Origin of the sequence: Brevibacterium siliguriense, assembly GCF_900105315.1 — a bacterium.
GTDB lineage: Bacteria > Actinomycetota > Actinomycetes > Actinomycetales > Brevibacteriaceae > Brevibacterium > Brevibacterium siliguriense.
Map to the genome: position 1 here is coordinate 1,456,881 of NZ_LT629766.1, position 21,322 is coordinate 1,478,202.

Below are 21,322 nucleotides of genomic sequence, written 5' to 3' on the forward strand. Positions count from 1 at the left end.
TCACGCGAGGCACGTTGAGAATAAAGAGATTGAACAGTTGATCGTGAAAGCGGCCCGTTTCCCTGCCAGTGAGCTGTGGGAAACGGGCCGCTTTCGGATTGCCTGCAAGTTCGCACTTGGAGGCTGAAGCACAGGTCGTCAGCTGATTCCGTGACTGCTCAGATGCGAGCTTCCTACTTGCCGTAACGAGCGTTGGAGATCTTGGTCCACGTGCGGATCGGAAGAAGCTTCTGCAGGCTTTTGACGGACTTTTCGGCGGCAACTGCCCGAGTCTTGGTGGCCTTCATGTTCGTCTCCACGCGAGCGAGTCTGCGTTCGAGAGGAGCAATCTTCCGCTCCAAAGCAGCTACGGATCCGGACGCATTCTTGGTCTTCCTTCGAGCCTCGAAATCGGCGACCAGAGCGTTCAAGGCAGCTTCGATCTCGGTAGCCCCCTGTTCCCTGGCGAAGTCGAGGTTCTCCTGAACGAATGAAAGACTGTTCATCCCGGATATCTTGAGGTTGCGGATTGCGTCTGTCGAGATCTCGGAGTCAAAGGTCTTGAACTCGGGAAGATCTCCACTCAGCGAAAGAGCAACCATCGTTCGTACGCACTTGTCGCAGACACCGCAGTTGTACTTTCCAGTGTTCTGCCAGCACACCCGAAGGTGTTCTTTGGCCGCCGGATATTTGGCTACCCGTTTAGTCTTGTCGACTCTCGTGGAACCGGCACCATCGTGCACGATCGAAAGCCTGTTGCTCGACCACAGGTGGTCAAGTAAGGGATGAGAACCCCAAGCGAACGTGTCGGAATATGTGTGCGACGCAGGAATCATCTGCCGCCCGAACTGTCCGCTCAGAAGGTGTCCGATCGAGGACAGCGCCGCTCCATGTGTCAGAGTCGGCCATTTGCCGGCGCGGTTGAGGAATCTGCGGATATTCGTCGATCCCTCGATGAGCTGTTTGCCCGTGAACGAGGCCACTTCGCGAAGGTGAGCCGACGTCGGCTCGCGAACATCGGTCCTCGACAGGGGAATGTCGAAGCCATGCATGTACACCAGGGCGTCGATGTCAGACTCGTTTCGGATGAGAGTGTCGAACGAGTCGACACCGCCGGTGAAACAGGAAACGGTCCTGTCCAGACGCGGAGTCTTGTCTTCCGGCCGCTGCGGCACGTCCAGGCGGGCCGCGACGAGCTGCTTCGGATACCAGGTGCGGAGGATGTCCTGCGCGGCCTGCGAGTTGTAGATGAGGCGGCGGGAAACTGCGTCGTCCATCTCAAGTACGCCGTCACTGCCGATTGCGAGAATCAGGCCGATGATGAAGAAGGCGTCAGCGGCTCCCTCGCTGTCGGTCTCAGTTTCGGGTGGAAGTTGAATCCATGCTTCTCCTTCGGCCCCGGGCATAGTGATCTGGGCTGAGACATAGACGCCTTCGTCGTTGTCAGCCACCGCCACTGATCGGATGTTTACCATTGCAACCTCGCTTAGCTGGTCAGTGAAGTCGTACTCGCACTGACTTTGTAGTCTTCCCAGAGTCTAGCCCAATGTTCAAGTGCCGTTGCCCCATTTGTAAGGCTAGGCATGTCTGAGCCGACAAGCAGGACGCCGGCGTTCGAAATGATTCCTGATGGCCATTCGCTCATTGGGATCCAAGCAGTTCATCTTGCTGTTTCGACGTCACTGTCACGGATCTTCCATGCGCGTCGAACATGACGATGTCAATCGGGCCCTTTCTGGTGACGGATCGCGGAACGATGACGGCGGCGCGCGTCCCGCAATGTCTGACGAGTTTGACTTCAGTGGATTTCTTGGTCCGTTTCGTCTTCGCAGACGCTGATATCAGATCAGAGGGAACCGCATCGACCTCGATGATCTCGTTCCTGCCGACCGTGAAACGGCCGATCTGCACCGGTCGAATTTGATGGACACTGTCCAGATGCACGGCAGTCGGTCCGACATCGATGGCGAAGTTCCCCGCTGGGGTGAAGAAGGCTGCAGTGTGTGTAGGGTTTCCGTGGAGGACCGGTCGCGTGTCAATGCCTTTAGGTTTGGAATGGCCGAGATGCTCAGAGAGTTCCAGTTCGCCCCAGCGAGCATGGACGAGTACGTCCCAGGTGCCCGGTTCCGGAAGGCTTCGAAGATCCAACTGCGCTTGGAATCTGGACCTGATTCCGTAAATGCCCTTGTTTGTTTGTGACACGTCGAGCTGGACTGGGTCTTCGGCTCCTGACTGACGGTGTTTGGCGACAAGTTCGGCGGAGTACGGTGCTTCGTTGACTCCCTGAATGCCGATTTCTCCTGAAAGTGCGGCTGTGCCTTGGGTGTACTTGATCCTCGTGAGGTGAGTTCTCATCTTGACGTTGAGGTCCGAGACGGGGCCGCCACTCAGTGGCCGATAGAAGAATTGAGAAAGTTCCCAATCGAATTCGAGTGAGGGGAAGCCTCTTGTGCGAAGAGATGCACTGACTCGTTCTATCTCATCTAAGTCGTTGCGAACCACGAGGTCGACGAGGATTTGTGAGCTCACCGATCCGTATTTTCTAACTCGAGGGTTCCACAGGTGCGTGATCCGGTCGCTGAAAGTGGTCAGCATCTCTTCGCGCTCAGCGCGACCATGAGCCGGGATCAGCTTCCTGCCGAACACGGCCAAGGTCCCTGCTTTGCCGACGAGGGGTCTTCTGAGCAGCACGTCGCGTCGAAGTCCGGGCTCTGTGTTCTCTTCGATTGTGTCGACCAACGACAAGATCCGTTCAAGATGCTTCCGCGGAGTCTGCCCCCTGCTGGTCACGTTCGTTCCGTCGCCTCGATGGCGCAGCCAGTAGTACGGTTTGTCGGCAAGGATGGAGATGTGAGGGCTGTGCAGAAAAGCTTTCAACGCAAACGGTTGATCTTCGCCGATGGCAAATCCCGCGGGGAATCGTATGTTGTGCTCGTCTACGATCGTTCGGCGAAACAGCTTCTGAACGCTGAGAGTGGAGTTGGCTTTTGACTCTATGAAGTCAACCGCGTATTGGTTCGACGAGAATGGTTTTGACGGTACCGGGCGAGGGGGACCGTCACCGAACGAACCCAGTTTGCAGAGAACTACTCCGGAACCTGTTGTATCTGCCATGTGGACTAGTCGTTTGAGGGTGTCTCGGTCGAGTTTGTCGTCCGCATCAAGAAAGAAGAGGTATCGTCCGACCGCCTCATCGACGCCGCGATTGCGTGGTGCGGCAGCAGAGCCGCTGTTGGGGATTGAGAAGACTCGAAGGTCGGTCTTGTTCTCAGCGAGGTCGGACAGAATCGACAGCGATGAGTCCGTCGATCCGTCATCGACGGCGATGATCTCGTAACGGCCCTCCTCGAGCGTCTGTTGGCGGACGGAATCGATGGTTTCCACGATGAACTTCTCACAGTTGTATACAGGAATGATGACGCTGACATCGATGACAGCGTCGGCTCGCGAAGTATTCGGGGGCTGGCGCGGCGGGGAAGGGGACATTGAAACCTCCGGCGGAGATTTGTGGGGATGAAGAGGGGCTCTCAACCGCATGCTACTCCTGCAATAGACGGTTTGTGAGGCATAGTGCGTCCGCTCGCCCTCGTCGCTCGACAACGCTCAACTACTCAAAACCCCAGTAAGTATTGCCAAAATCGCAACTAGTGTGCAGACTGTATGGGTGGTCACGACGAACGAAGGCGCCCAGAGCGCACCGGAATCACTGGTCAGCCGTGTCCGCATCGCAATCAAAGACGCGAGGATCAACCACAGCGAGGTTGCCCGACGCATCGGTCTCGACGCGAGCAAAATGTCGAAATCCCTAGCTGGAACACGAAAATTCCGGGTCGAGGAGATCTCTCACATCGCCGAACTCACCGGGGTCACCACGGATTGGCTGACGACAGGGCGAACGGCACGGCCACCTCGGCGAACAATGGTCGCCGACGTTGCTCCCGCTCTCAGCGAATCACCCGCCGACGATTCCGCAGATGACCTCGCAGGTGATGCGCGCACGGCGCAAGCCGATGAGGGAGCGGCCCTCGGACCGGCGTCCGAACAGGACTGGATGTCGAAAGGCACCCGCAATCGGCTGAAGATCATCGCTGCGGCCTGGCGGCTCTATGCCGATCTCGGCATCGACAAGGTCCGCACCGAGGATGTCGCGGACTCGGCCGGAGTGACCTCCTCGACGGTGAACTATCACTTCCGGACGAAAGACCAGCTGCTGCAGGCAGCCCTGCGCTATTCGCTCGACGTCATCGCCGAGACGCGTCACCTCAACGACTCCGCCGACCCCATGGGCGTGCTCCGTCACTTCGCCCGCATTCATGCCGGAGTCGACCGGAAGATCCGGAGTGTGTGGTCGATCTGGCTCCAGTGCTGGGCCCGTGCAGCCACCGACGAAAGCGCCCGGGCGAACGTCACCGCCGTCTACGGCGAGTGGATGGACATGATCACCACGGTCATCGACGGCGGTCAGAGAGCCGGAACGATCCGGACCGGCGACACCGCGCTCATGGTCAAATCCCTGTCGATCTTCATCGACGGCCTGGGCGTGGCCCGCACCACCGAACACATGCCCATCACGGACGACGAGGCGCTGGCCATGCTTGAGAACTACTTGAGGGCTCACATCCTCAACAGCGACGCGTCCACCGACGACACCCGAACCCCGAAGTCAGACCGGGCCGCCGTAGTCGGTCGGCCCGAACCGACGTCTTAGGAAGAAGGCACATGAGAACACCGAACCGAAGACAAGCGCTGGGCGCGGGCCTTGCCGTGGCCGGCGCAGCGGGCTTGAGCGCCTGTGGCGGTGCGGAAGTCGGCGCCGCCGACGCCGGAGACCCCGTCAAGGGCGGGACCCTGCGCGTCGGGGTCACCGGCGGCAACTCCGCGGACACCGTCGACGCCCACATCCCGGTCAACAGCGGAGATATCGCCCGTACCGTCAACCTCTACAACTGTCTGCTGTCGCGGACCGATGACTACAAGATCCAGCCCGAGCTGGCAGAGTCGTTCGAACCGAATTCCGATTCGACCGTGTGGACAGCCACCCTACGCCAGGGCATCAAGTTCTCCGATGGACGCGACATCACCCCTGAAGACGTTGTCTTCAGCTTCGAAAGGATCAACGACCCCGACGATCCGAAGACTGCGTCGTCGAGCTTTACGATGCTCGACAAGGTCGTCGCCACCGGTGACAGGACCGTCGAGTTCAGGCTCTCTGAACCCAACGGCCTGCTCAACGATTCGGTATCCGAATACACGACTGGGATAGTCCCGTCCGACTACGATCCGAAGAACCCGGTGTGCTCGGGGCCATTCAAACTCAAGTCCCACAGTCCGGGGCAGTCGACGGTGCTCGAACGCAACGAGTACTACTGGAGGAACTCGACCTACCTCGACGACGTCTCCATCCTCAACTTCAACGACTCCGACGCCCTCATCAACGCACTCCTGTCCTCACAGGTCGATGCGATCGCGCAGATACCGCTGGCCCTTGTCGAGGTCATCGACGCCGACGAAAGAATGGCCATCCTCAACTCGAAGACGGGCATGTGGCTGCCGTTCACCATGCGCGTGGACAAGAAGCCCTTCGACGATGTCCGCGTACGCCAAGCCTTCCGCCTCGTCGTCGATCGAGAACAGATGATCGAACAGGTGCTGTCCGGCTACGGAACCATCGGCAACGACATGTTCGGGCCGCTCAGCGAGAATTACCCGAACTTCCCACAGCGCAAGCAGGACATTCCCAAAGCCAAGAAGCTTCTGGCTGAAGCAGGCTACCCCGATGGACTCGAAGTCGAACTCGTCACCGCGCCCATTCAATCCGGGACTGTCGAAGCGGCCCAGGTCTTCGCTCAACAGGCTGCGGCCGCAGGAATCACGGTGAAGATCCGCAAGGTGGATGCGACGACGTTCTTCGGCGACGAATACCTCAAGTGGGATTTTGCTCAAGACTTCTGGTATACCCGCGACTTCCTCCCGCAGTGCGTCTCGTGCGCGATGGATATCTCCCCGTTCAACGAAACTCACTGGGTCGACAAGGAGTTCTCCTCCATCGTGCAGAAGGCCCGCGGATTTTCCGAGAGCAGCAAGCGGAAGAACCTCGAACACGAAGCGCAGAAGATGCTCTACGACGAAGGCGGTTACATCATCTGGGGTTTCGCCAATCAGGTGGACGCCTATCAGAAGTACGTCGGCGGTCTGAAGGAGAACGCCACCGGCAGACCACTGGGCGGCTGGCGACTTGACCGCGTATGGATCGGAGAGGTGTGACATGTTCGGCAAAGTCATCGGTAAGCGGCTGATCTTTTCCGCATTCATTCTCCTCGCCGTGTCCCTGCTGGTCTTCGGCGCCACCCTGCTGCTGCCCGGCGATGCCGCCCGGGCAATCCTCGGCCAGCAAGCCACCCCGGAGCGCATCGCGGCCCTGAACGAGCAGCTGGGACTCAACGACCCGGCTTGGCTGCGCTACCTTCACTGGCTGGGTGGACTCTTCGTGGGCGACTTCGGAACCTCCTCGGCGTCGGGAGGCCCCGTCTCCGAACTGCTCGGGGACCGCCTCGGGGCGTCGTTCATTCTCATGGCGATCGCGGCTATCATCTCCGTGCCCTTGGGGATCGGGCTCGGCGTCTACCAGGCCCTTCACCGCGGGAAGCGCCGCGATCAGACAATGACCGGAATCTCCCTGGTGCTGGCGTCGATGCCGGAGTTCGTCATCGGCATCGGCCTCGTCGCTCTCTTCGCCACCTCGGTGTTCCAGATTCTGCCGGCAGTCACCCTGGCCCCGCCGGGAGATCCGGTGTGGAAACGGCCCGAGCAGCTCATCCTGCCGACGCTGACCCTCGTCCTCGTCGTCACCCCCTACATCGTGCGGATGATGCGGACGACGATGATCGAAGTCCTCGATTCCGGATTCGTTGAGATGGCTAGGCTCAAGGGTGTCCCGGAGAAGCGCGTGATCATGCGTCACGCCGTGCCCCACGCTCTCGGACCGGTCGCCCAGGTCGTCGCGATCCAGCTGGCCTGGTTGGCCGGCGGCGTGGTCGTCGTCGAGTTCCTGTTCCGCTACCCAGGACTCGGCCAAGCTCTCATCGACGCGGTGACCTACCGTGACGTGCAGGTCGTCCAGGCGATCTCCATGCTCGTCGCCGCAGTCTACGTCGTGGTGAATCTGGCGGCCGATGTCGTCGGCATCCTCACCAACCCGAAACTCAGGAGCGCAGCATGAGCACCGACGCCAACAGCCTTGATGACCTCAAGTCCGCGGCCACCGATGCCGCTGAGGTGCCCAAGGAATCCGCCACCACCTATGTTCCCTTCTACAAGCGTGTGCTCGCCCAGAAGCAGGGCAAGATCGGTCTGGCGATCACGCTGATCATCGTCGTCCTGGCCCTGTGCGGTCCTCTGCTGCTGCCCTGGGCAACCGGCAACACCTCCACCGAGTTCGTCACAAAACCATTCAGTCCCTATGGTCTGTTCGGTTCGGACAACCTCGGCCGCGATGTGCTCTCCCGGTTCCTGGCCGGGGGACTGACGCTCATCGTCTACGCGGCGCTCGCCACGGCGCTCGGCATGGTCGTCGGTGCGATCATCGGCATGCTCGCCGCTTACGTCGGCGGCACGTTCGACGCCGTCATCATGCGTATCAACGATGTCTTCCTCGCCATCCCACAGCTCGTGTTCGCCCTCCTGGCGATCACCGTGCTCGGACCGCAAGGGTGGGTGCTCGTGACCGTCATCGGCCTCACCCACGCGCCACGCATCGCCCGCGTCGCGAGGTCCGCGACTCTGGGCGTCATCACCGAGGACTACATCAAGGCCGCGGAGATGTATGCGATGCCCAGGTGGAAGGTGCTCATCCGTGAGCTGCTGCCCAACATCACCGGGCCGCTGAGCGTGGAGGCGGGCCTGCGCCTGACCTACTCGATCGGGTACATTGCGTCGCTGTCGTTCCTCGGACTCGGACTCCAGCCCCCAGCGTCCGACTGGGGCCTGATGATCAACGAGAACCGCATCGCCCTGTCCATCCAGCCCTGGGGTGTGCTGCTGCCGGTCATCGCGATCGCGCTGCTGACCATCGGCACCAATCTGCTCGCGGACTCTTTCGCCCGAGCCACCGCATCAACATCCGTGGAGGCATGATGAGCCCGAAGACACAGACCGTTCGCCATGATGATGCGAATGAACCGAACGAGAAGATCGTCCTGCGTGTCAGCGACCTGCGTGTGCTGACGAACGCCGGGGACGAGATCCTCCACGGAGTCGACTTCGCCCTGGCCCGGGGAGAGATCCTCGGACTCGTCGGCGAGTCCGGTTCCGGAAAGACGACGGCCGGCCTGGCCTGCATGGGGCACTTCCGGGAGGGCCTGAAGTTCGGGTCCGGATCCGTGAGCATCTGGCCGCGCGGGGATGCCACCCACCTCGAGGTCGGCGACCTCGACGAGGTGGCCCTGCGCGATCTGCGCGGATCCCGGATCGCGTACATCCCCAGGACCCCGCGCTCTCGCTCAACCCGGCCATGCGCGTAGGCGAGCAGATCCGGGAGGTCCTCGACATCCACGGCTTCGGCTCCTCGGAGAATGAGCGGGCCGATCGCGTCGCCGAGGTGCTCGTCGACGTCGGACTGCCCGGGGACAAGACGTATCAGAAGCGCTGGCCGCACCAGCTCTCCGGCGGTCAGCAGCAGCGCATCGGCATTGCCATGGCCTTCGCCATGTACCCCGATGTGCTCATCCTCGACGAACCGACGACCGGCCTGGACGTGTCCACGCAGTCGGTCGTGCTCGACACGATCCGGCAGATGACAGTGGCGAACAACGTCGCCGGTCTCTACATCACTCACGACCTCGCGGTGATCAAAGACATCTCCGACCGGGTGGCTGTGATGCTGCGCGGCGACCTCGTCGAAGAGGGGCCGGTGTCGGCAGTGCTCGAATGTCCGCAGCATGAGTACACGAAGATGCTCATGGCCGCCGTGCCCGATCTTGCCGGACGGAAGACGATCGGTGACGGGGCCGCGGAGGCGAAAGCCGTTGCCGATGTCGATGAGAAGACACATATCCTCGAGTCGGCGGGGGAGAAGCCTGGCGATGCGGACTCAGATCGGACCGGAACCGACGGGGCAGCCGCCTTGGCGGGGGACGGGGACGGCCGGGCCGCCTCGGCGAACGTGCCTCTGCTCGAGGTCAAGGACGTGGCACTCGCCTACGGGAAGGCGCAGATCCTCGACGGGATCAACCTGATCCTGGAGCCGGGGGAGTGCACGATGCTGCTCGGTGAATCCGGGTCGGGCAAGACGACCCTGTCGCAGTGCGTGGCCGGGCTCAATGACGACTACAAGGGCTCGGTGAAGCTGCGTGGGACGGAGCTGGCACGGTCGACGCGCAAACGCACGAACGAACAGCGCGTGGGCATCCAGTACGTGTTCCAGTCGCCGTTCTCATCTCTCAACCCGCGGCGGTCCATCGGTCAGTCGCTGACGGTGCCCTTGGAGATGAGCGGTCAGGGAACGGCCGCGAGCCGGAAAGCCACCGTCGAGGAGGCGCTGGATTCCGTGCGGCTGGGACGGACGTTCTATCATCGCCGTCCCGGTGACCTCTCCGGTGGTGAGCGGCAGAGGGCGGCGATCGCGCGTGCGCTGGTCAATGCACCGTCCGTGATGGTCTGTGATGAGATCACCTCGGCGCTCGACGTCAGTGTGCAGGCCTCGATCGTCGCGTTGCTGCGGAGACTGCGGGAGGAACGGCAGCTGGCGATGCTATTCGTCACGCACAATATCGCGCTGTCACGGCATATCGCTGATAACCTCGCGGTGCTCAACAAGGGCAAGATCGTGGACTACGGTCCGACGGCCTCGGTGCTGGAGGACCCGTCGCACGAATACACGCGGGCGCTGATCGCCGACGTGCCGAAGTTCTGAGGGCCGGGGGTACAGTGTGGGGCGGATAGCACCAGTTCGAACTGGTGCTATCCGCCCCACACTGTGTCGTGAGCGGAACAGGCTCTGCAGGCAGTCAGTGATCAGTCGAGGGAGAACCCTTCGCCGATGCCTCATCGTCGGAGGCGGCATCCTCGTCGCGGTCCTCGTCCTCGCCGGTCCCGTCCTTGCGGCCGAAGTCGTCAGGATTGACCTTATCGAGGTACTCGGATGACGGTGCGCCTCCGGCCTCGTGGTCGAGATTCTCCGTGGCCTTGCGCATATTGCCTGCCGAGCTGCCGTCGGTGCTGTTGTCTTCGGTCGACACGGTGGTCACCTTTCGCTGGAGAACGCTGATGGATGATCAGTCTATGCGGTACCCGCTGCTTAGTGGCACCCCTTTCGAGTCGTCTGAAACAGAGACGGCATAGATTCCTGACACTTGGAGAAAGGAACTCCGCCATGAGCGTTGACAGTGACTAAGAGAAGGATCCGACCAAGGTCACCGAGGCAGCTGAAGAGGATGCTGCCGAAAAATCGGGCACGAATTACGCGTCGCGGCAACACGAGAATGAACTGGTGGGTGAGTGAGAGGAGGAAGCGTTCCCAGCGCGCGATCTGCCTGAACATCACTGTGATCCTCGAGGACAACCGGAGATTCTGCTCCACGGCGACCGGAAGCGACTCACAGGCAGCAGACGCGGACCTCGAGAATTCGACGTCCGCGTCCGTGAGGTGTTCACCTGCGGTGCTGCTAGTTTCTTTCTGTGGTGTAGTGCTTGCCCTGATCGAACAGTGCTCCGATGACGACCAGCAGACCCGCAGTCACGAGCACCCAGCCGACTCCGACAGTGGAGTTCGTCGGCGATGACACAACCAGCGACAGGGCACCGAGCGGTGCCAGCCCACCTGCGACGGCCGTACCGATCTCACGCGCTGTGCCGACTCCGGCCGACCGCGATTCCGGTGGGAACTGCCGTGAGAGGAACGAACCCTGGGCAGAGAACATCATCGGGGCCAGCACGCCGGTTCCGATCGCGATTGCCACATAGACCAGGAGCGTGCTCGAGTTCTGCAATAGGGCGAGGAAGACGAAGGCGAACACCATCGACAGCGCACCGCCGCCCATGATCACCAACTTCGAGCCGAACCGATCGCAGGCCTCACCGAACAGCGGGACGGTGACGATGGCCACGAGACCTGCGACCATCACGGCCCCGGAAGTGACATTGGCGGACACGTCCTGAAATTCGTCGAGGTAGGCCAGTGAGAACGTCTTGAAGATGTAACTGAGTGCGTTGTATCCGATGGCGATGACGAAGACCACGAGCAGCGGCCGCCAATGATGGACGAAGACATCGGAGAATTTCGGCTTCGCCTTCTCCTCGTTCTCGACTTTCTGCTCGAACTCCGGGGACTCGGGCAACGAGGAGCGGATCCACATGCCGACGCCCACGAGGGAGACGGAGATGATGAACGGAATCCGCCAACCACCGTTCATGAGGAACTCGTCTCCGTTGAGTGTGAGGAGGAAGATCGTGGCTGAGGACAGCACGAGGCCGATGTTGAGGCCCAGCGCCGGCCAGGCCCCCTGACGTCCTCGACGACCGGCCTGAGCGTGCTCGTAGGAATTGACAGCAGCGGAGGCGTATTCGGCTCCGGCTCCCATGCCTTGGAACACCCGCAGTGTGACGAGAAGGATCGGCGCCCACGTGCCGATGGCTGCGTAGGTGGGGAGAAGGCCGATGCAGAAGGTCGAAATACCCATGAGGGCGAAGGTGATGACAAGCACCTTCTTCCGGCCCAGGCGGTCTCCGAGGTGGCCGAAGACGATGCCTCCGATGGGGCGAGCGATGAATCCGACGGCGAAAGTGGCGAAAGCCGAGAGAGTGGCAACTTGGCTGTCCCCTTCAGGGAAGAAGATCGTGCCGAATACGATCGATGCCATCGTGGCGTAAAGGTAGAAGTCGAACCATTCGACTGTGGTGCCGACGATCGTGGCTACGGCGACTTTTCGCAGACGCTTCTTCTCGTCCTGAGGGCTTTCGCTGAGGAAGCGGCGCGGATTGCTGTTCGCCTCGTTGCGAAGAGTGGTCATGAGGGTCAATCGTCCTTCTGTGCGGTGGTCTGTGATGAGGAATCGAGGCCGTGGGCGTCGGTGACGACGTCGAGGATGTGCTCGGCGATCGCCATCGATGAGGTGGCCCCCGGCGACGGTGCATTTCGGATAAGTGTGGCGCGGCCCTGCTGTTCGATGACGAAGTCGTCGATGAGCCCACCGTCGGCGTCCATGGCCTGGGCGCGGATGCCTCGGGTGATGGGCTTCGAGACGGCGCCTCGCAGAGAGGGTACGTATTCGGCCGCCCCGGAGAGGAACTTCTTCCGTGAGAGCACAGCGGCGAACTCATGCACGGCCGCTTTCACGTTTCCAGCGGCGAACTTCCAGAAGGCAGGAGTGGCGGCTACCCGGAGGCTGTCTTTCACCCCGAACTTCCAACCCGCGTAGTTCTCTCGTCCGAAAGAGAGGAATGCGTTAGGGCCGACGAGCATCTCCCCATCGACGCGTTTGGTCAGGTGCACGCCCAAGAAGGGGTAGGCCGGATCGGGCACGGGGTAGACGAGGCCGTTGAGAATGGTGCGGTGCTCAGGGGCCAACTGTGAGTATTGCCCGAAGAACGGCACAATCGTCGGGTGGGAGGCGCCGCCGGCCAACTTCGCGACCCGATCGGACTGCAGCCCAGCACAGGCTATGACGAAATCGAACGATTCCTCCCGTTCCGAGGTGCCGCCTCGGCGGTCCGAGTTGTCGGTCGAGGTGATAGTGCACCCGTGGGGCCGGACCTTGATGTCGACCACTTCGGAATTAAGGCGGACCGTGCCACCGCTGTTGCGGACATCTTCGACGAACGAGCGGGCGATCGCTGCATAATCGGTGATCGCCGTGTGCGGCGAATACAGGGCGAGACGACCGACGGAATTGGGTTCGATCTCCCGGATCTGCTCGGGACCGATGAGCTCGACGTCCGGCACCCCGTTGGCGACTGCTCGTTCGAAGATGGCGCGCAGCCGCTCTTCCTCGTCCTGCTGAAGTGCGACGACGATCTTGCCGCATTCGTCAAAAGGGAGGTCATTGGCTTCGGCGTAGTCACGCAGAAGTGTGACTCCGCGGCGACACAGTCGTGCTTTGAGGCTGCCGGGCTCATAGTAGAGGCCGGCGTGGACGACGCCGGAATTGTGGCCGGACTGGTGCGCGGCCACCCGATCGGCTTTCTCGAAGATGGTCACTGCAGCGTCGGGGTGGCGCCGGGTGATCTCGCGGGCGACCGCGGCCCCGTTGATCCCCGCGCCGATGACCGCGAACGACCGACCTGTGCGCTGATTGTGTTGAGACATTGCCAATCCGTTCGCATTGTGGGGCAGTGCGGGGAGAGCCGCACCACATGAGCATCACGTGTAGCTTAACAGCTTGCATGTAGCATGCAACTCAGTGGATGGCTATGCTCCGACGTCTATCTGTCGTAGGTGGCCGAGCGGAAATGCCCGCGAATCTGAAGTCGCCTGCGGGTGCGAGGCATTCAGCCGATGATCCAGGCGAGCCTGGTGTGCAGATCGCGGGTACCAAATTCGGGCCGCCGGCGGGTCTCCTGGCTGATGAGGATCTCGGCGGTGTTGAAGATGTGGCGACGCATGGCCGCTGCGGCCGCGTCGGGTTCTCGCTGCATGATCGCCTCGAAGATGTCGACGTGATCGGCGAAGCACTCCTGGCACGAGCGGGACGACGGGACAGTGCCCACCCCGGTTTGGAGGACGATGTTGCGCTGCTCGTGGAGAACCTCGGCGGCGCGGGCGTTGCCGGCCATCTGCAGCACTGCGGAATGGAAGTCGCGGTCGGCTCTGAGCGTCGCCTCGGTGTCATCGGTGTCGGCGGCGTTTCTGAACCGGCCGAATTGGTCGTCGAGGTTCTTCCGCGCCTCGGAGTCGTCGCTCAGTGCGGCTTTGCGGGCAAGCGGGACTTCGATGATCATCCGCAGTTCGAAGCCGTCGATGAGGGAGTCGATGTCGGTCTCGAGGATGCGAATGCCGCGATTGGGCTCGATGCTCACCAGGCCGAGACGGGCAAGCTCGGCTGTTGCTTCTCGCACCGGAGTGCGCGAGACGCCGAGCCACTCGCCGAGTGCAGCGGCCGAGTGGAGGCTCCCAGGGGGCAATTCGCCATCGACGATGGCCTGACGCAGCCGTTCTGTGGTCTGTTGAGTCAGTGTCGGCCCACGGTTGACGATCGGCATGCTTCGATTCTGCCATGTCGGCGCAGGCCAGTGGTGCGGGCGGTGGCGGGAGGTGAGTTTCAGACATCCCGCACTCGTCTTCATCCGTTGTCAGGGGTAGTCGGCCGTGCCACGATGAGAATAACCGCGAGGTCGGACGAGTCGACGAGCGACGCGTACGACCTCAGGGAGCGAAGGAGGGGATCATGCTCATCGTCCTATGGGTGATTGCCGGAATTCTGGCGCTGTCAGGCATCCTCGCTCTGTTCCGGAAGGAGTATAAATGGGGTGTCGTCCTCATTGTCGCCGCCTGCATCGTCGGTCCAGTGCTGACGGCCTTCTTAGGCGGTCCTCCAGCCGGTCCGCGAAGCTGACAGGCTGGGAATCGACGGCGTGGACGAGGTCCGGCGGTTCCGGGTCAAGGGCCAAGCGCTCGAGGCCGTGAACGAGGTCGTCTCGGTGAACACGGGCAAGCCCCTGCAGCCCGTCGAGGTAGGACCGTTCGTATCCGGCCCGACTCGGCTCGTCAGGAGTGAGGGTGATGACGACGGCGTCGAGATCCGCCAATCGCGGATCCCCGTCGGCCGGGTACTCTGCGCGTCTGCGTCCGGGGGCTCCGGTCGGGGAGAGGTCTATTCTGATGGTCTCGAAGACGTCGGGCAGTCCGTCGATCCGGCGGCGCAGTCCGATCACTTCGTGTCCCTGGTCGTCCAGTCTCAGGCCCAGCCGCGTGCCCAGGTCGCCGCACCCGGCGAGGAGAACCCTTCGTACCCTCATCGTGCTCATTCCGCCTCGCTTTTCATCCGGTCATAGGCGGCCAATGCCGCCTCACGTGATGCCTTGAGATCGACGATCGGCTCACATACCCCGTGTGAACGTTCCGCCTGAGAGACCCCGCCCGGTCCGTGACCGAGCCACCTGCTCACGTATTCGCTGTTCGGGTCGAAGCGCTCACGCTGACGTTCGGGGTTGAAGATCCGGAAATACGGGGCCGCATCGGCGCCGCACCCGGCCACCCATTGCCACGACACGGGATTGTTGGCTTCATCGGCATCGACGAGCGTGTCCCAGAACCACTGCTCGCCGTGCCACCAGGGGATGAGGAGATTCTTCGTCAGGAAGCTCGCGGCGGCCATCCGCACCCGATTGTGCATCCACCCTGTCTGCCACAGCTGAGCCATGCCCGCATCGACGAGCGGAATACCGGTCGTACCGTCGTGCCAATGCCTGAGCGCCTCGGGGTCGTCCTCGTAGGGGAAACGTGCGAACTCCGGTCGCACCGGCTCGGACTCGACGTGCGGCAGATGGTAGGTCAGGTGCCAGGAGAACTCCCGCCAATAGAGCTGCCGGATCCAGGCATGCCGGTCATCATCACTCAACTCCGGTAGGTTGAGGGCCGCGGCCAGCAGCTGCCGTGGGGAGAGTTCGCCGAAGCGCAGTCGCGGCGACAGCCCGGACGTGCTGTCAGGATCGGCGGGGACATCATGCGAATCGGCGTAGCCGTCGACCCCTTCGCTCAGATCTGCGAGCTCACGGGCCGCCTCTCGGCACCCGGGGTTCCAGTGCTCGGCCACGGTCGTCCGCCACCACTGAGGGGTCCTCGCTGAGGCGAAGCTGTCCGAGCCCGTGTCGGTACCGTCGAGGAGGCCGAGGCCGTTAAGATCGCGCACCCAGGAGTGCCAGTCGAGGGTCTGTCGGTCGGCCTTGGTCAGGGAGTTCTGTTTCTGCGGTGCAGGGAGGACGTCGCCGACGCTGCGATCGCGCACGGCGTTGAAGTACGGAGTGAACACCTTGTAGAAGTCTCCGCCCTGCGGGCTGACCGTCCAGGGTTCGACGAGCAGCGCTCCGGTATGGGAGTGCACTTCACGCCCGGCCTCAGCCAGGTCCGTCTTGATCTGCTCGTCGAGGCGACGTGCGGCCGGAGCATAGCGGCGCGACCAGCGAACGGCATCGACTTTCAGGTCCGCGGCCGCCTGCGGGACGATGTCGGCAGCGGAGCCTGCTGCGAAGAGCAGCGGGATGCCGAGTCGTGCAAGTTCGGTCTCCAGGACGCGCAGCGACTCGTGCGTCCACCAGCGGGCCGCCCCGCCCAACTGGCGTGGGCCGAGGCCGTTCTCGCCGCGGGATTCCCTGATCCAGAGACCGATCGCTCGACCCTCGGTGCGGGCGGCGGTCAGAGCCTCGTGATCGTCGACGCGCAGGTCGTCGCGGAACCAGACGAGGGTGAGGTGTTCACCGTCGTGGTTCATCGGGGACCTCCGGTCACAGTTTCTTCGCCCAGTCGGCGCTGCTCAAAGACAGCTCTTCGGACATGCCGTCGAGGAAGCGGATGACGGCATCGCGTTCTCGGCTGGTGAGGTGGGCGGCGGCATAGATGCGCCTGGACTGGGCGCGTCCCACGGTCTCTCGTGCCGAGAGCGCCGTCTCCTCGGCGACTTCGATGGCGTATGCCCGGCGATCGCTGCGATGAGATAGTGCAGAGCACGCATGTCCTGTTCGCTGAGTTCCATGTATCTGCGTGAAGCTTCGGACAGGGCGCGTTCGACCTCGCGGAGTCGGGCAAGCGCGTTTATCAGCTGGGTGATCTGCTCGCGGTCGGCCTTCGAGAGATCTGAGGAGTCGATGAGGTCGCCGGGAAAGCTGTTCTGCGATCCGGTGTACATATTCTCTGTGATCGGATCGTGAGGACCCGCAGCATCCGCTGGCTCCATGCCGCAATCCTACTGGTCCCCGCCCGTCGAACGTAGAAGTATAACTCTCCGCGGATAGTACACCCGGGTGTACTATCCGCGGAGAGTCATTGCTTGTGCGGATGTCAGCTGCTGGTCGAGTAGACCTGTTCGGAACCTCCGGTGCGCACGCGATTGCGACGGCGGGTCTCCGGGCTCGTGCCGCGCGAATCCGACGACCGGCGATTGGCCGGCTGACCGGAGCGTGCCGCGGAACCCTGACCGCCGGAGCGGCTGCCGCGAGCGGACTCGCGGCGGTGGTTGCCTGCCACGCTGCGGCCGGAACCATTGCCTCGGGCGTTGGAGGCCGAACCGGCGCTGCGCTCGCCGCCGTTTCCGCGGGAGTTCGCACGGCCCTGACCGGACGCGTCGGAGCCTGAAACGCTGCGTCCCGTGCCTCCGCCGCGTCGGCCACGACCGCCTCGGCGACGGGACGGGCGACCACCGGACTTCGCCGGTTCGGTCTTCTTCCGCGGCTGAACGGGTTCTTTCGGCTGTGGGGCGACATACTCGGCGATCTCACCGACGAGCTCGGTCACCTCGGGGGATTCGGCGGTGACCTTCTTCGGGGTGGCCTTGATGGCGGCCTTGCGGAACAGGACCTGAGTGTCTTTGCGCTGGTCAGGGGTCATGATCGTGACAACGTCGCCGGCACTTCCTGCGCGCGCGGTTCGGCCTGAGCGGTGCAGGTAGGCCTTGTGCTCGGTCGGGGGATCGACGTGGACGACGAGTTCGACGGAGTCGACGTGGACGCCGCGGGCCGCGATGTCCGTGGCGACGAGCACCTTCGCCTCACCGTTGGTGAACGCGGCGAGGTTGCGGTCGCGGGCACCTTGGGACAGGTTGCCGTGCAGGTCGACGGCTGGGATGCCGGCAGCGGTGAGCTGGCGGGCGAACCGCTTGGCCCGATGCTTTGTGCGGGTGAAGAGGATGCGCCGTCCTGTGCCGGAGGCGAGCGTGTGCACGAGTTCGTTCTTGTCGTCGTTCGACACCTCGAACACGTGGTGAGTCATCGCGGACACGTGGGAGGTCGCCTCATCGACGGAGTGCAGGATCTCGTTGTGGAGGAAGCGACGGACGAGCTTGTCGACGTCGTTGTCCAAAGTGGCGGAGAAGAACATCCGCTGCCCTTCGGACGGCGTCTGCTTGAGGATGCGGGTGACACCGGGCAGGAAGCCCAGGTCAGCCATGTGATCGGCCTCGTCGAGGATGGTGACTTCGATGTTCTCGAGCGTGAGGATGTCCTGCTGGAGCAGGTCCTCGAGGCGGCCGGGGCAGGCCACGACGATGTCGACGCCGGAGTCGAGTGCGTTCTCCTGTCGGCGCTGCTTGACGCCGCCGAAGATCGTCGTCGTCCTCAAGCCCACGGCCTTGGCCAACGGGTCGATGACCTCGGTGATCTGTGTGGCGAGCTCACGGGTGGGAGCGAGCACGAGTCCGCGCGGGTGACGGAACTTCTGGGAGCGCTGGCCGGATTCGGCCAGGCGGGCGACGAGCGGGATGGAGAAAGCGAGGGTCTTGCCCGACCCGGTCTTTCCGCGGCCGAGCACATCGCGACCGGCCAGGGTGTCGGGCAGTGTGTCCTGCTGGATGGGGAAGGCCTGGGTCTTGCCTTCGCGGTCGAGGGAGTCGACGATTTTAGCGGGAACACCAAGCTCGGCGAACGACGTCGGTGCCGAGGCGGCTTTCTTCGCGCGATTGCCGCCGGTGCTGTTTGAGTTGGTGTTGCCGGAGTTTCGGTTGCTGCTGCCGCGGTTGCGGTTGCTGCGGGGATTGGAGCGTGTCTGTGAAGTACTGATGGGGTGGCCCTTCGACGTGCCGGTGGGCGTGCCGGTGCCGTGAATAGGTGGCAGGCAGCCGTTTCCGGTCATGGAATGAGCGCTGTCGGCGCTCTCGATCGCCGAGAGAAAACGGCTTCGCAAAACATGCGCGGGTTGTTCACCCAGCTGCAGAGACGAGGCGTCCTGACGACGCAGGGAACCCGAAAACGGGTTCGCAAGTGCTTTCAGTATAACGTCGGCAGTCTCGCGAGCAGAATCCGCAGCTGGGGTGCCCGACCCCGACAGGCCTATGCCGGACGCTCGAGGTGCTCGTCAGCTGACAGCTCCGAAGGGGTGTCCGGGACAGCGTCGAGCGATCCGAGGGTGGTCGCCTCGGTGTCGGGCACAGAGCTCGGCACGGTGTCGGCCACTGTCGAATCCGTATGTGCAAGTACGGGCACGGTCGGCCTACGGCGTGGTCTGCGCTGCCCGGTGGCCCATGCACCGATCGTCACCGAGGCCCATCCGATGCCGATCCCGGCGATGTCGTCGAGGATGTAGTGCCATCCGAAGTAGAGCGTGGCGACGACGGTCACGCCGAAGAAGACCCACGTGATCGTCTGGACGACGCGCTTCTGCTTCGTCAGTGTCATGAAGAGAGCGGCGGCAAAGGTCACCGAGACGTGGAGCGAAGCGAACGCGGCGACGCCCTGGATGGAGTCACTGCCGATGGGGTTGCTGAGGTAGTCGAGCCGTGTATCGATGAGGGACTCCTGGAGTTGACTGACTCCGGTGTCCGGAAGCGCACGGAAGGCGTCGGGGTGGCTGAATACCGGTCCGACCGAGGGCAGGAAGTAGTAGCTGATCGTGCCGAGAACCCAATTGAGGCTCAGCATGGTCGCGAACCAGGCGCCGATTCGGTGGTTGCGATTGAGAACGAGGAACGCGCCGAGGGTGATCGGGATGGCCGGAAGGTAGGCGAGGTAGGCGATGGAGAGAATGTTCGCCGCAATGCCGGTGCCGAGGAGATCGTGCAGGAACACCGACGGTGTGTGTCCGCCGCTGAGCCAGTTGTCGAGTTGGAACAGCTGCCGGTCGAAGAGAGTGCCTTCGCGGTACACCGGCAGGACGCTCTTGAGATTGCGGTAGGCGACGTAGCAGATGTAGAAGCTCAGCAGTCCGGCGCCGATGCACAGAAGCCGGTGGGTGTTCCACTCCTTCCGGGCGGTGTCGGCGATGGTCGTCGGCAGGTTCCGCCACCCATTGCGCCTCACCGCTTCCACGACCAGACCTCCGCCGATGAATCCGAGAGCCAGCAAGGGCAGGCGGATGTACGAGGGACCGAGGAATCCATCAGGGTCCCGCAGCGGGAGATCGAGGTAGACGGAGGAGAACATGGCGACCGCTCCGATGAGGAGGGCGAGCGCCAGGGCAAAGGTGTAGGGCCAACGTCGCAATCTGGTCATCGGAACACCGTAGTAATTCACTTTTAGCACATCTTCGGATTTTCCTAGGAGCCGGCTGACCGGAAGCGCGCCTCGTCCGCGCTGGCGCGGCAGGCGAGTGTCGAAATCAGTTCAAACGGCGTGCCGCGAACTCGGCGGCATTGTGAAGCGCTGTGTTCGCGTCGTCGAGGATGCGGCCGAAGTGGAGGAACGAGTGGAGCACATGTGGGTATTCCTCAAAGCGGACGTCGTTGCCTGCGCGCTGGAGCATCCTGGCCAGCGCCCGGCTGTCATCGCGCAGTGGGTCGAGTCCGGCGGCCGCGACGAACACCGGTGGCAGACCGGAGAGGTCGGCGGTCAGATGTGCGGCGTACGGGGACTGCTCGTCTGCGGGGGTGGGGAAGTAGCCGCCCATGAAGTTGTTGAGGTCGTTGGCTCCCATGCCGTCCCAGTCTCCGCCGAAGAGGCGGCGGCTGGCGGAGTCGGCCAGTCCGTGCGCACCGTAGATGGGCAGGAGTGCACGGAGGGAATCGAATGCGTCTGGGTGTGCGTCGATCGTCTGCGGCTCATCTCGCAGCAGGAGTGCCGCACCCAGGGTGAGCGCGGCACCGGCTGAATCCCCGGCGATGGCAAGCCGTGAACCGTCGATGTCGAAGTCGCGACCGTGGCGGGTGAGGTGGTCGACGATTCCGGCGCATTCGTGCAGAGCCTGCGGGAACTTCACTTCCGGGGACAGCGAATAGTCGACGCCGATGACGGCGAACCCTCCGACGGATGCGATAACCCGCATGATCCGATCATGGGTGTCGAGGTCACCGACGGTGAACCCGCCGCCGTGGAGGAACACGAGACCGGGAAGAACCGCCTCGGCGGTGGGGCGATGGATGCGAATCGGGACGTCGACTCCGGCGGCACGGATGTGGTGATCATCTGTGTGGGCCATGGTCGGGCCGCCCTCATTCCACAGTGCGCGTTCGGCCCGGTATTCGGCGCGTTTGGCTGCCAGGGTACGAGCGGCAGGGGAGAGGCCACCTAAGGCAGCGGCGAAATCCTCACCGGCTCGGCGGCACTCGTCGGCCCGGGTGGCCTGAATGGCCATGACTTCGCGCATCTGGGGCGACATCGCGGTCACGATGTCGGCATGAATGGTGGCGAGCAGCGCCTCGGTGAGTTCGGGATCGACAGTGACGTTGGGAATCATCGGCCTCATTCTTGGTTGTCGGCAATGCTTCCAAGC

17 protein-coding genes and 1 pseudogene are annotated in these 21,322 nt (G+C 62.9%); 6 read left to right on the plus strand and 12 right to left on the minus strand.

The features are described 5' to 3' along the window. Positions 1 to 173: 173 nt before the first annotated feature. Both BLU88_RS06355 and BLU88_RS06360 read right to left on the minus strand, forming a co-directional pair. Complete coding sequence (locus BLU88_RS06355) at positions 174 to 1,436, minus strand: hypothetical protein (RefSeq protein ID WP_231939642.1); 1,263 nt, start codon at positions 1,434 to 1,436, stop codon at positions 174 to 176. A gap of 184 nt (positions 1,437 to 1,620) precedes the next feature. Then, positions 1,621 to 3,516, minus strand: coding sequence for a glycosyltransferase family 2 protein (locus tag BLU88_RS06360; protein ID WP_092011417.1), 1,896 nt, complete (start codon positions 3,514 to 3,516; stop codon positions 1,621 to 1,623). Positions 3,517 to 3,643: 127 nt separating this feature from the next. Here BLU88_RS06360 and BLU88_RS06365 point away from each other — a divergent pair, with 127 nt between their 5' ends. The 5 genes and pseudogenes from BLU88_RS06365 (at position 3,644) to BLU88_RS06385 (ending at position 9,889) form a co-directional block, all read left to right on the plus strand. Next, a complete protein-coding gene (locus BLU88_RS06365) occupies positions 3,644 to 4,687 on the plus strand; it encodes a TetR family transcriptional regulator C-terminal domain-containing protein (RefSeq protein ID WP_231939643.1) in 1,044 nt (347 codons plus the stop codon). 11 nt (positions 4,688 to 4,698) lie between these two features. Further along, positions 4,699 to 6,243: an ABC transporter substrate-binding protein gene (locus BLU88_RS06370; RefSeq protein ID WP_092011419.1), complete on the plus strand. Its 1,545-nt coding sequence runs from the start codon at positions 4,699 to 4,701 to the stop codon at positions 6,241 to 6,243. A 1-nt stretch (position 6,244) separates the two neighbouring features. Further along, positions 6,245 to 7,198: an ABC transporter permease gene (locus BLU88_RS06375; protein WP_092011422.1), complete on the plus strand. Its 954-nt coding sequence runs from the start codon at positions 6,245 to 6,247 to the stop codon at positions 7,196 to 7,198. Then, on the plus strand, positions 7,195 to 8,112 hold the full coding sequence (locus BLU88_RS06380) for an ABC transporter permease (protein WP_092011425.1): 918 nt from the start codon (positions 7,195 to 7,197) through the stop codon (positions 8,110 to 8,112). The genes BLU88_RS06375 and BLU88_RS06380 overlap by 4 nt, the downstream gene beginning before the upstream one ends. Then, positions 8,112 to 9,889: pseudogene (locus tag BLU88_RS06385) on the plus strand (ABC transporter ATP-binding protein). The gene BLU88_RS06380 and the pseudogene BLU88_RS06385 overlap by 1 nt, the downstream one beginning before the upstream one ends. 94 nt (positions 9,890 to 9,983) lie before the next feature. Here the strand turns inward: BLU88_RS06385 and BLU88_RS06390 are convergent. From BLU88_RS06390 to BLU88_RS06410, 4 genes are all read right to left on the minus strand, one after another. Next, positions 9,984 to 10,214 (minus strand): hypothetical protein, encoded by a 231-nt coding sequence (locus tag BLU88_RS06390; RefSeq protein ID WP_157689004.1) that lies wholly within the window; start codon positions 10,212 to 10,214, stop codon positions 9,984 to 9,986. A gap of 426 nt (positions 10,215 to 10,640) precedes the next feature. After that, entirely contained in the window at positions 10,641 to 11,984 is a 1,344-nt protein-coding gene (locus BLU88_RS06400) for an MFS transporter (protein ID WP_092011433.1), read from the minus strand. A 5-nt stretch (positions 11,985 to 11,989) separates the two neighbouring features. Further along, positions 11,990 to 13,279 carry an L-2-hydroxyglutarate oxidase gene (gene lhgO, locus BLU88_RS06405; protein WP_092011436.1) on the minus strand — a complete coding sequence of 430 codons (1,290 nt, stop codon included), beginning with the start codon at positions 13,277 to 13,279 and terminating at the stop codon, positions 11,990 to 11,992. Between the two features lie 182 nt (positions 13,280 to 13,461). Beyond that, positions 13,462 to 14,172 (minus strand): GntR family transcriptional regulator, encoded by a 711-nt coding sequence (locus tag BLU88_RS06410; RefSeq protein WP_167356874.1) that lies wholly within the window; start codon positions 14,170 to 14,172, stop codon positions 13,462 to 13,464. Positions 14,173 to 14,357: 185 nt separating this feature from the next. Between BLU88_RS06410 and BLU88_RS18580 the strand changes: the two genes are divergently transcribed. Continuing rightward, positions 14,358 to 14,525, plus strand: a complete 168-nt coding sequence (locus tag BLU88_RS18580) for a GPGG-motif small membrane protein (RefSeq protein WP_231939645.1) — start codon at positions 14,358 to 14,360, stop codon at positions 14,523 to 14,525. Here the strand turns inward: BLU88_RS18580 and BLU88_RS18370 are convergent. The 6 genes from BLU88_RS18370 to BLU88_RS06440 all read right to left on the minus strand — a co-directional run bounded on the left by BLU88_RS18370 (position 14,449) and on the right by BLU88_RS06440 (position 21,286). Further along, the gene (locus BLU88_RS18370; protein ID WP_197678201.1) at positions 14,449 to 14,928 is read right to left on the minus strand and encodes a Rossmann-fold NAD(P)-binding domain-containing protein; all 480 of its coding nucleotides are present in this window, start codon (positions 14,926 to 14,928) and stop codon (positions 14,449 to 14,451) included. The two genes, BLU88_RS18580 and BLU88_RS18370, sit on opposite strands and share 77 nt — an antisense overlap. A gap of 5 nt (positions 14,929 to 14,933) precedes the next feature. After that, the gene (locus tag BLU88_RS06420; RefSeq protein WP_092011445.1) at positions 14,934 to 16,400 is read right to left on the minus strand and encodes a cryptochrome/photolyase family protein; all 1,467 of its coding nucleotides are present in this window, start codon (positions 16,398 to 16,400) and stop codon (positions 14,934 to 14,936) included. Between the two features lie 13 nt (positions 16,401 to 16,413). Continuing rightward, positions 16,414 to 16,551, minus strand: a complete 138-nt coding sequence (locus BLU88_RS18585; protein WP_231939646.1) for a hypothetical protein — start codon at positions 16,549 to 16,551, stop codon at positions 16,414 to 16,416. A 415-nt stretch (positions 16,552 to 16,966) separates the two neighbouring features. After that, positions 16,967 to 18,751, minus strand: a complete 1,785-nt coding sequence (locus BLU88_RS06430) for a DEAD/DEAH box helicase (protein ID WP_092011448.1) — start codon at positions 18,749 to 18,751, stop codon at positions 16,967 to 16,969. A 197-nt stretch (positions 18,752 to 18,948) separates the two neighbouring features. After that, complete coding sequence (locus tag BLU88_RS06435; protein WP_167356875.1) at positions 18,949 to 20,106, minus strand: phosphatase PAP2 family protein; 1,158 nt, start codon at positions 20,104 to 20,106, stop codon at positions 18,949 to 18,951. Positions 20,107 to 20,212: 106 nt separating this feature from the next. Next, positions 20,213 to 21,286: an alpha/beta hydrolase fold domain-containing protein gene (locus tag BLU88_RS06440; protein ID WP_231939647.1), complete on the minus strand. Its 1,074-nt coding sequence runs from the start codon at positions 21,284 to 21,286 to the stop codon at positions 20,213 to 20,215. Positions 21,287 to 21,322 lie beyond the last annotated feature (36 nt).

Bases quoted from the DNA above. Each gene is read 5' to 3' on its own strand.
- BLU88_RS06400 (WP_092011433.1), bottom strand. From the start codon at position 11,984: ATGACCACTCTTCGCAACGAGGCGAACAGCAATCCGCGCCGCTTCCTC.
- lhgO (WP_092011436.1), bottom strand. From the start codon at position 13,279: ATGTCTCAACACAATCAGCGCACAGGTCGGTCGTTCGCGGTCATCGGC.
- BLU88_RS06370 (WP_092011419.1), top strand. From the start codon at position 4,699: ATGAGAACACCGAACCGAAGACAAGCGCTGGGCGCGGGCCTTGCCGTG.
- BLU88_RS06360 (WP_092011417.1), bottom strand. From the start codon at position 3,516: ATGCGGTTGAGAGCCCCTCTTCATCCCCACAAATCTCCGCCGGAGGTT.
- BLU88_RS06420 (WP_092011445.1), bottom strand. From the start codon at position 16,400: ATGAACCACGACGGTGAACACCTCACCCTCGTCTGGTTCCGCGACGAC.
- BLU88_RS06380 (WP_092011425.1), top strand. From the start codon at position 7,195: ATGAGCACCGACGCCAACAGCCTTGATGACCTCAAGTCCGCGGCCACC.
- BLU88_RS06430 (WP_092011448.1), bottom strand. From the start codon at position 18,751: ATGACCGGAAACGGCTGCCTGCCACCTATTCACGGCACCGGCACGCCC.
- BLU88_RS06440 (WP_231939647.1), bottom strand. From the start codon at position 21,286: ATGATTCCCAACGTCACTGTCGATCCCGAACTCACCGAGGCGCTGCTC.
- BLU88_RS06375 (WP_092011422.1), top strand. From the start codon at position 6,245: ATGTTCGGCAAAGTCATCGGTAAGCGGCTGATCTTTTCCGCATTCATT.
- BLU88_RS06435 (WP_167356875.1), bottom strand. From the start codon at position 20,106: ATGACCAGATTGCGACGTTGGCCCTACACCTTTGCCCTGGCGCTCGCC.
- BLU88_RS18580 (WP_231939645.1), top strand. From the start codon at position 14,358: ATGCTCATCGTCCTATGGGTGATTGCCGGAATTCTGGCGCTGTCAGGC.
- BLU88_RS18370 (WP_197678201.1), bottom strand. From the start codon at position 14,928: ATGAGGGTACGAAGGGTTCTCCTCGCCGGGTGCGGCGACCTGGGCACG.
- BLU88_RS06410 (WP_167356874.1), bottom strand. From the start codon at position 14,172: ATGCCGATCGTCAACCGTGGGCCGACACTGACTCAACAGACCACAGAA.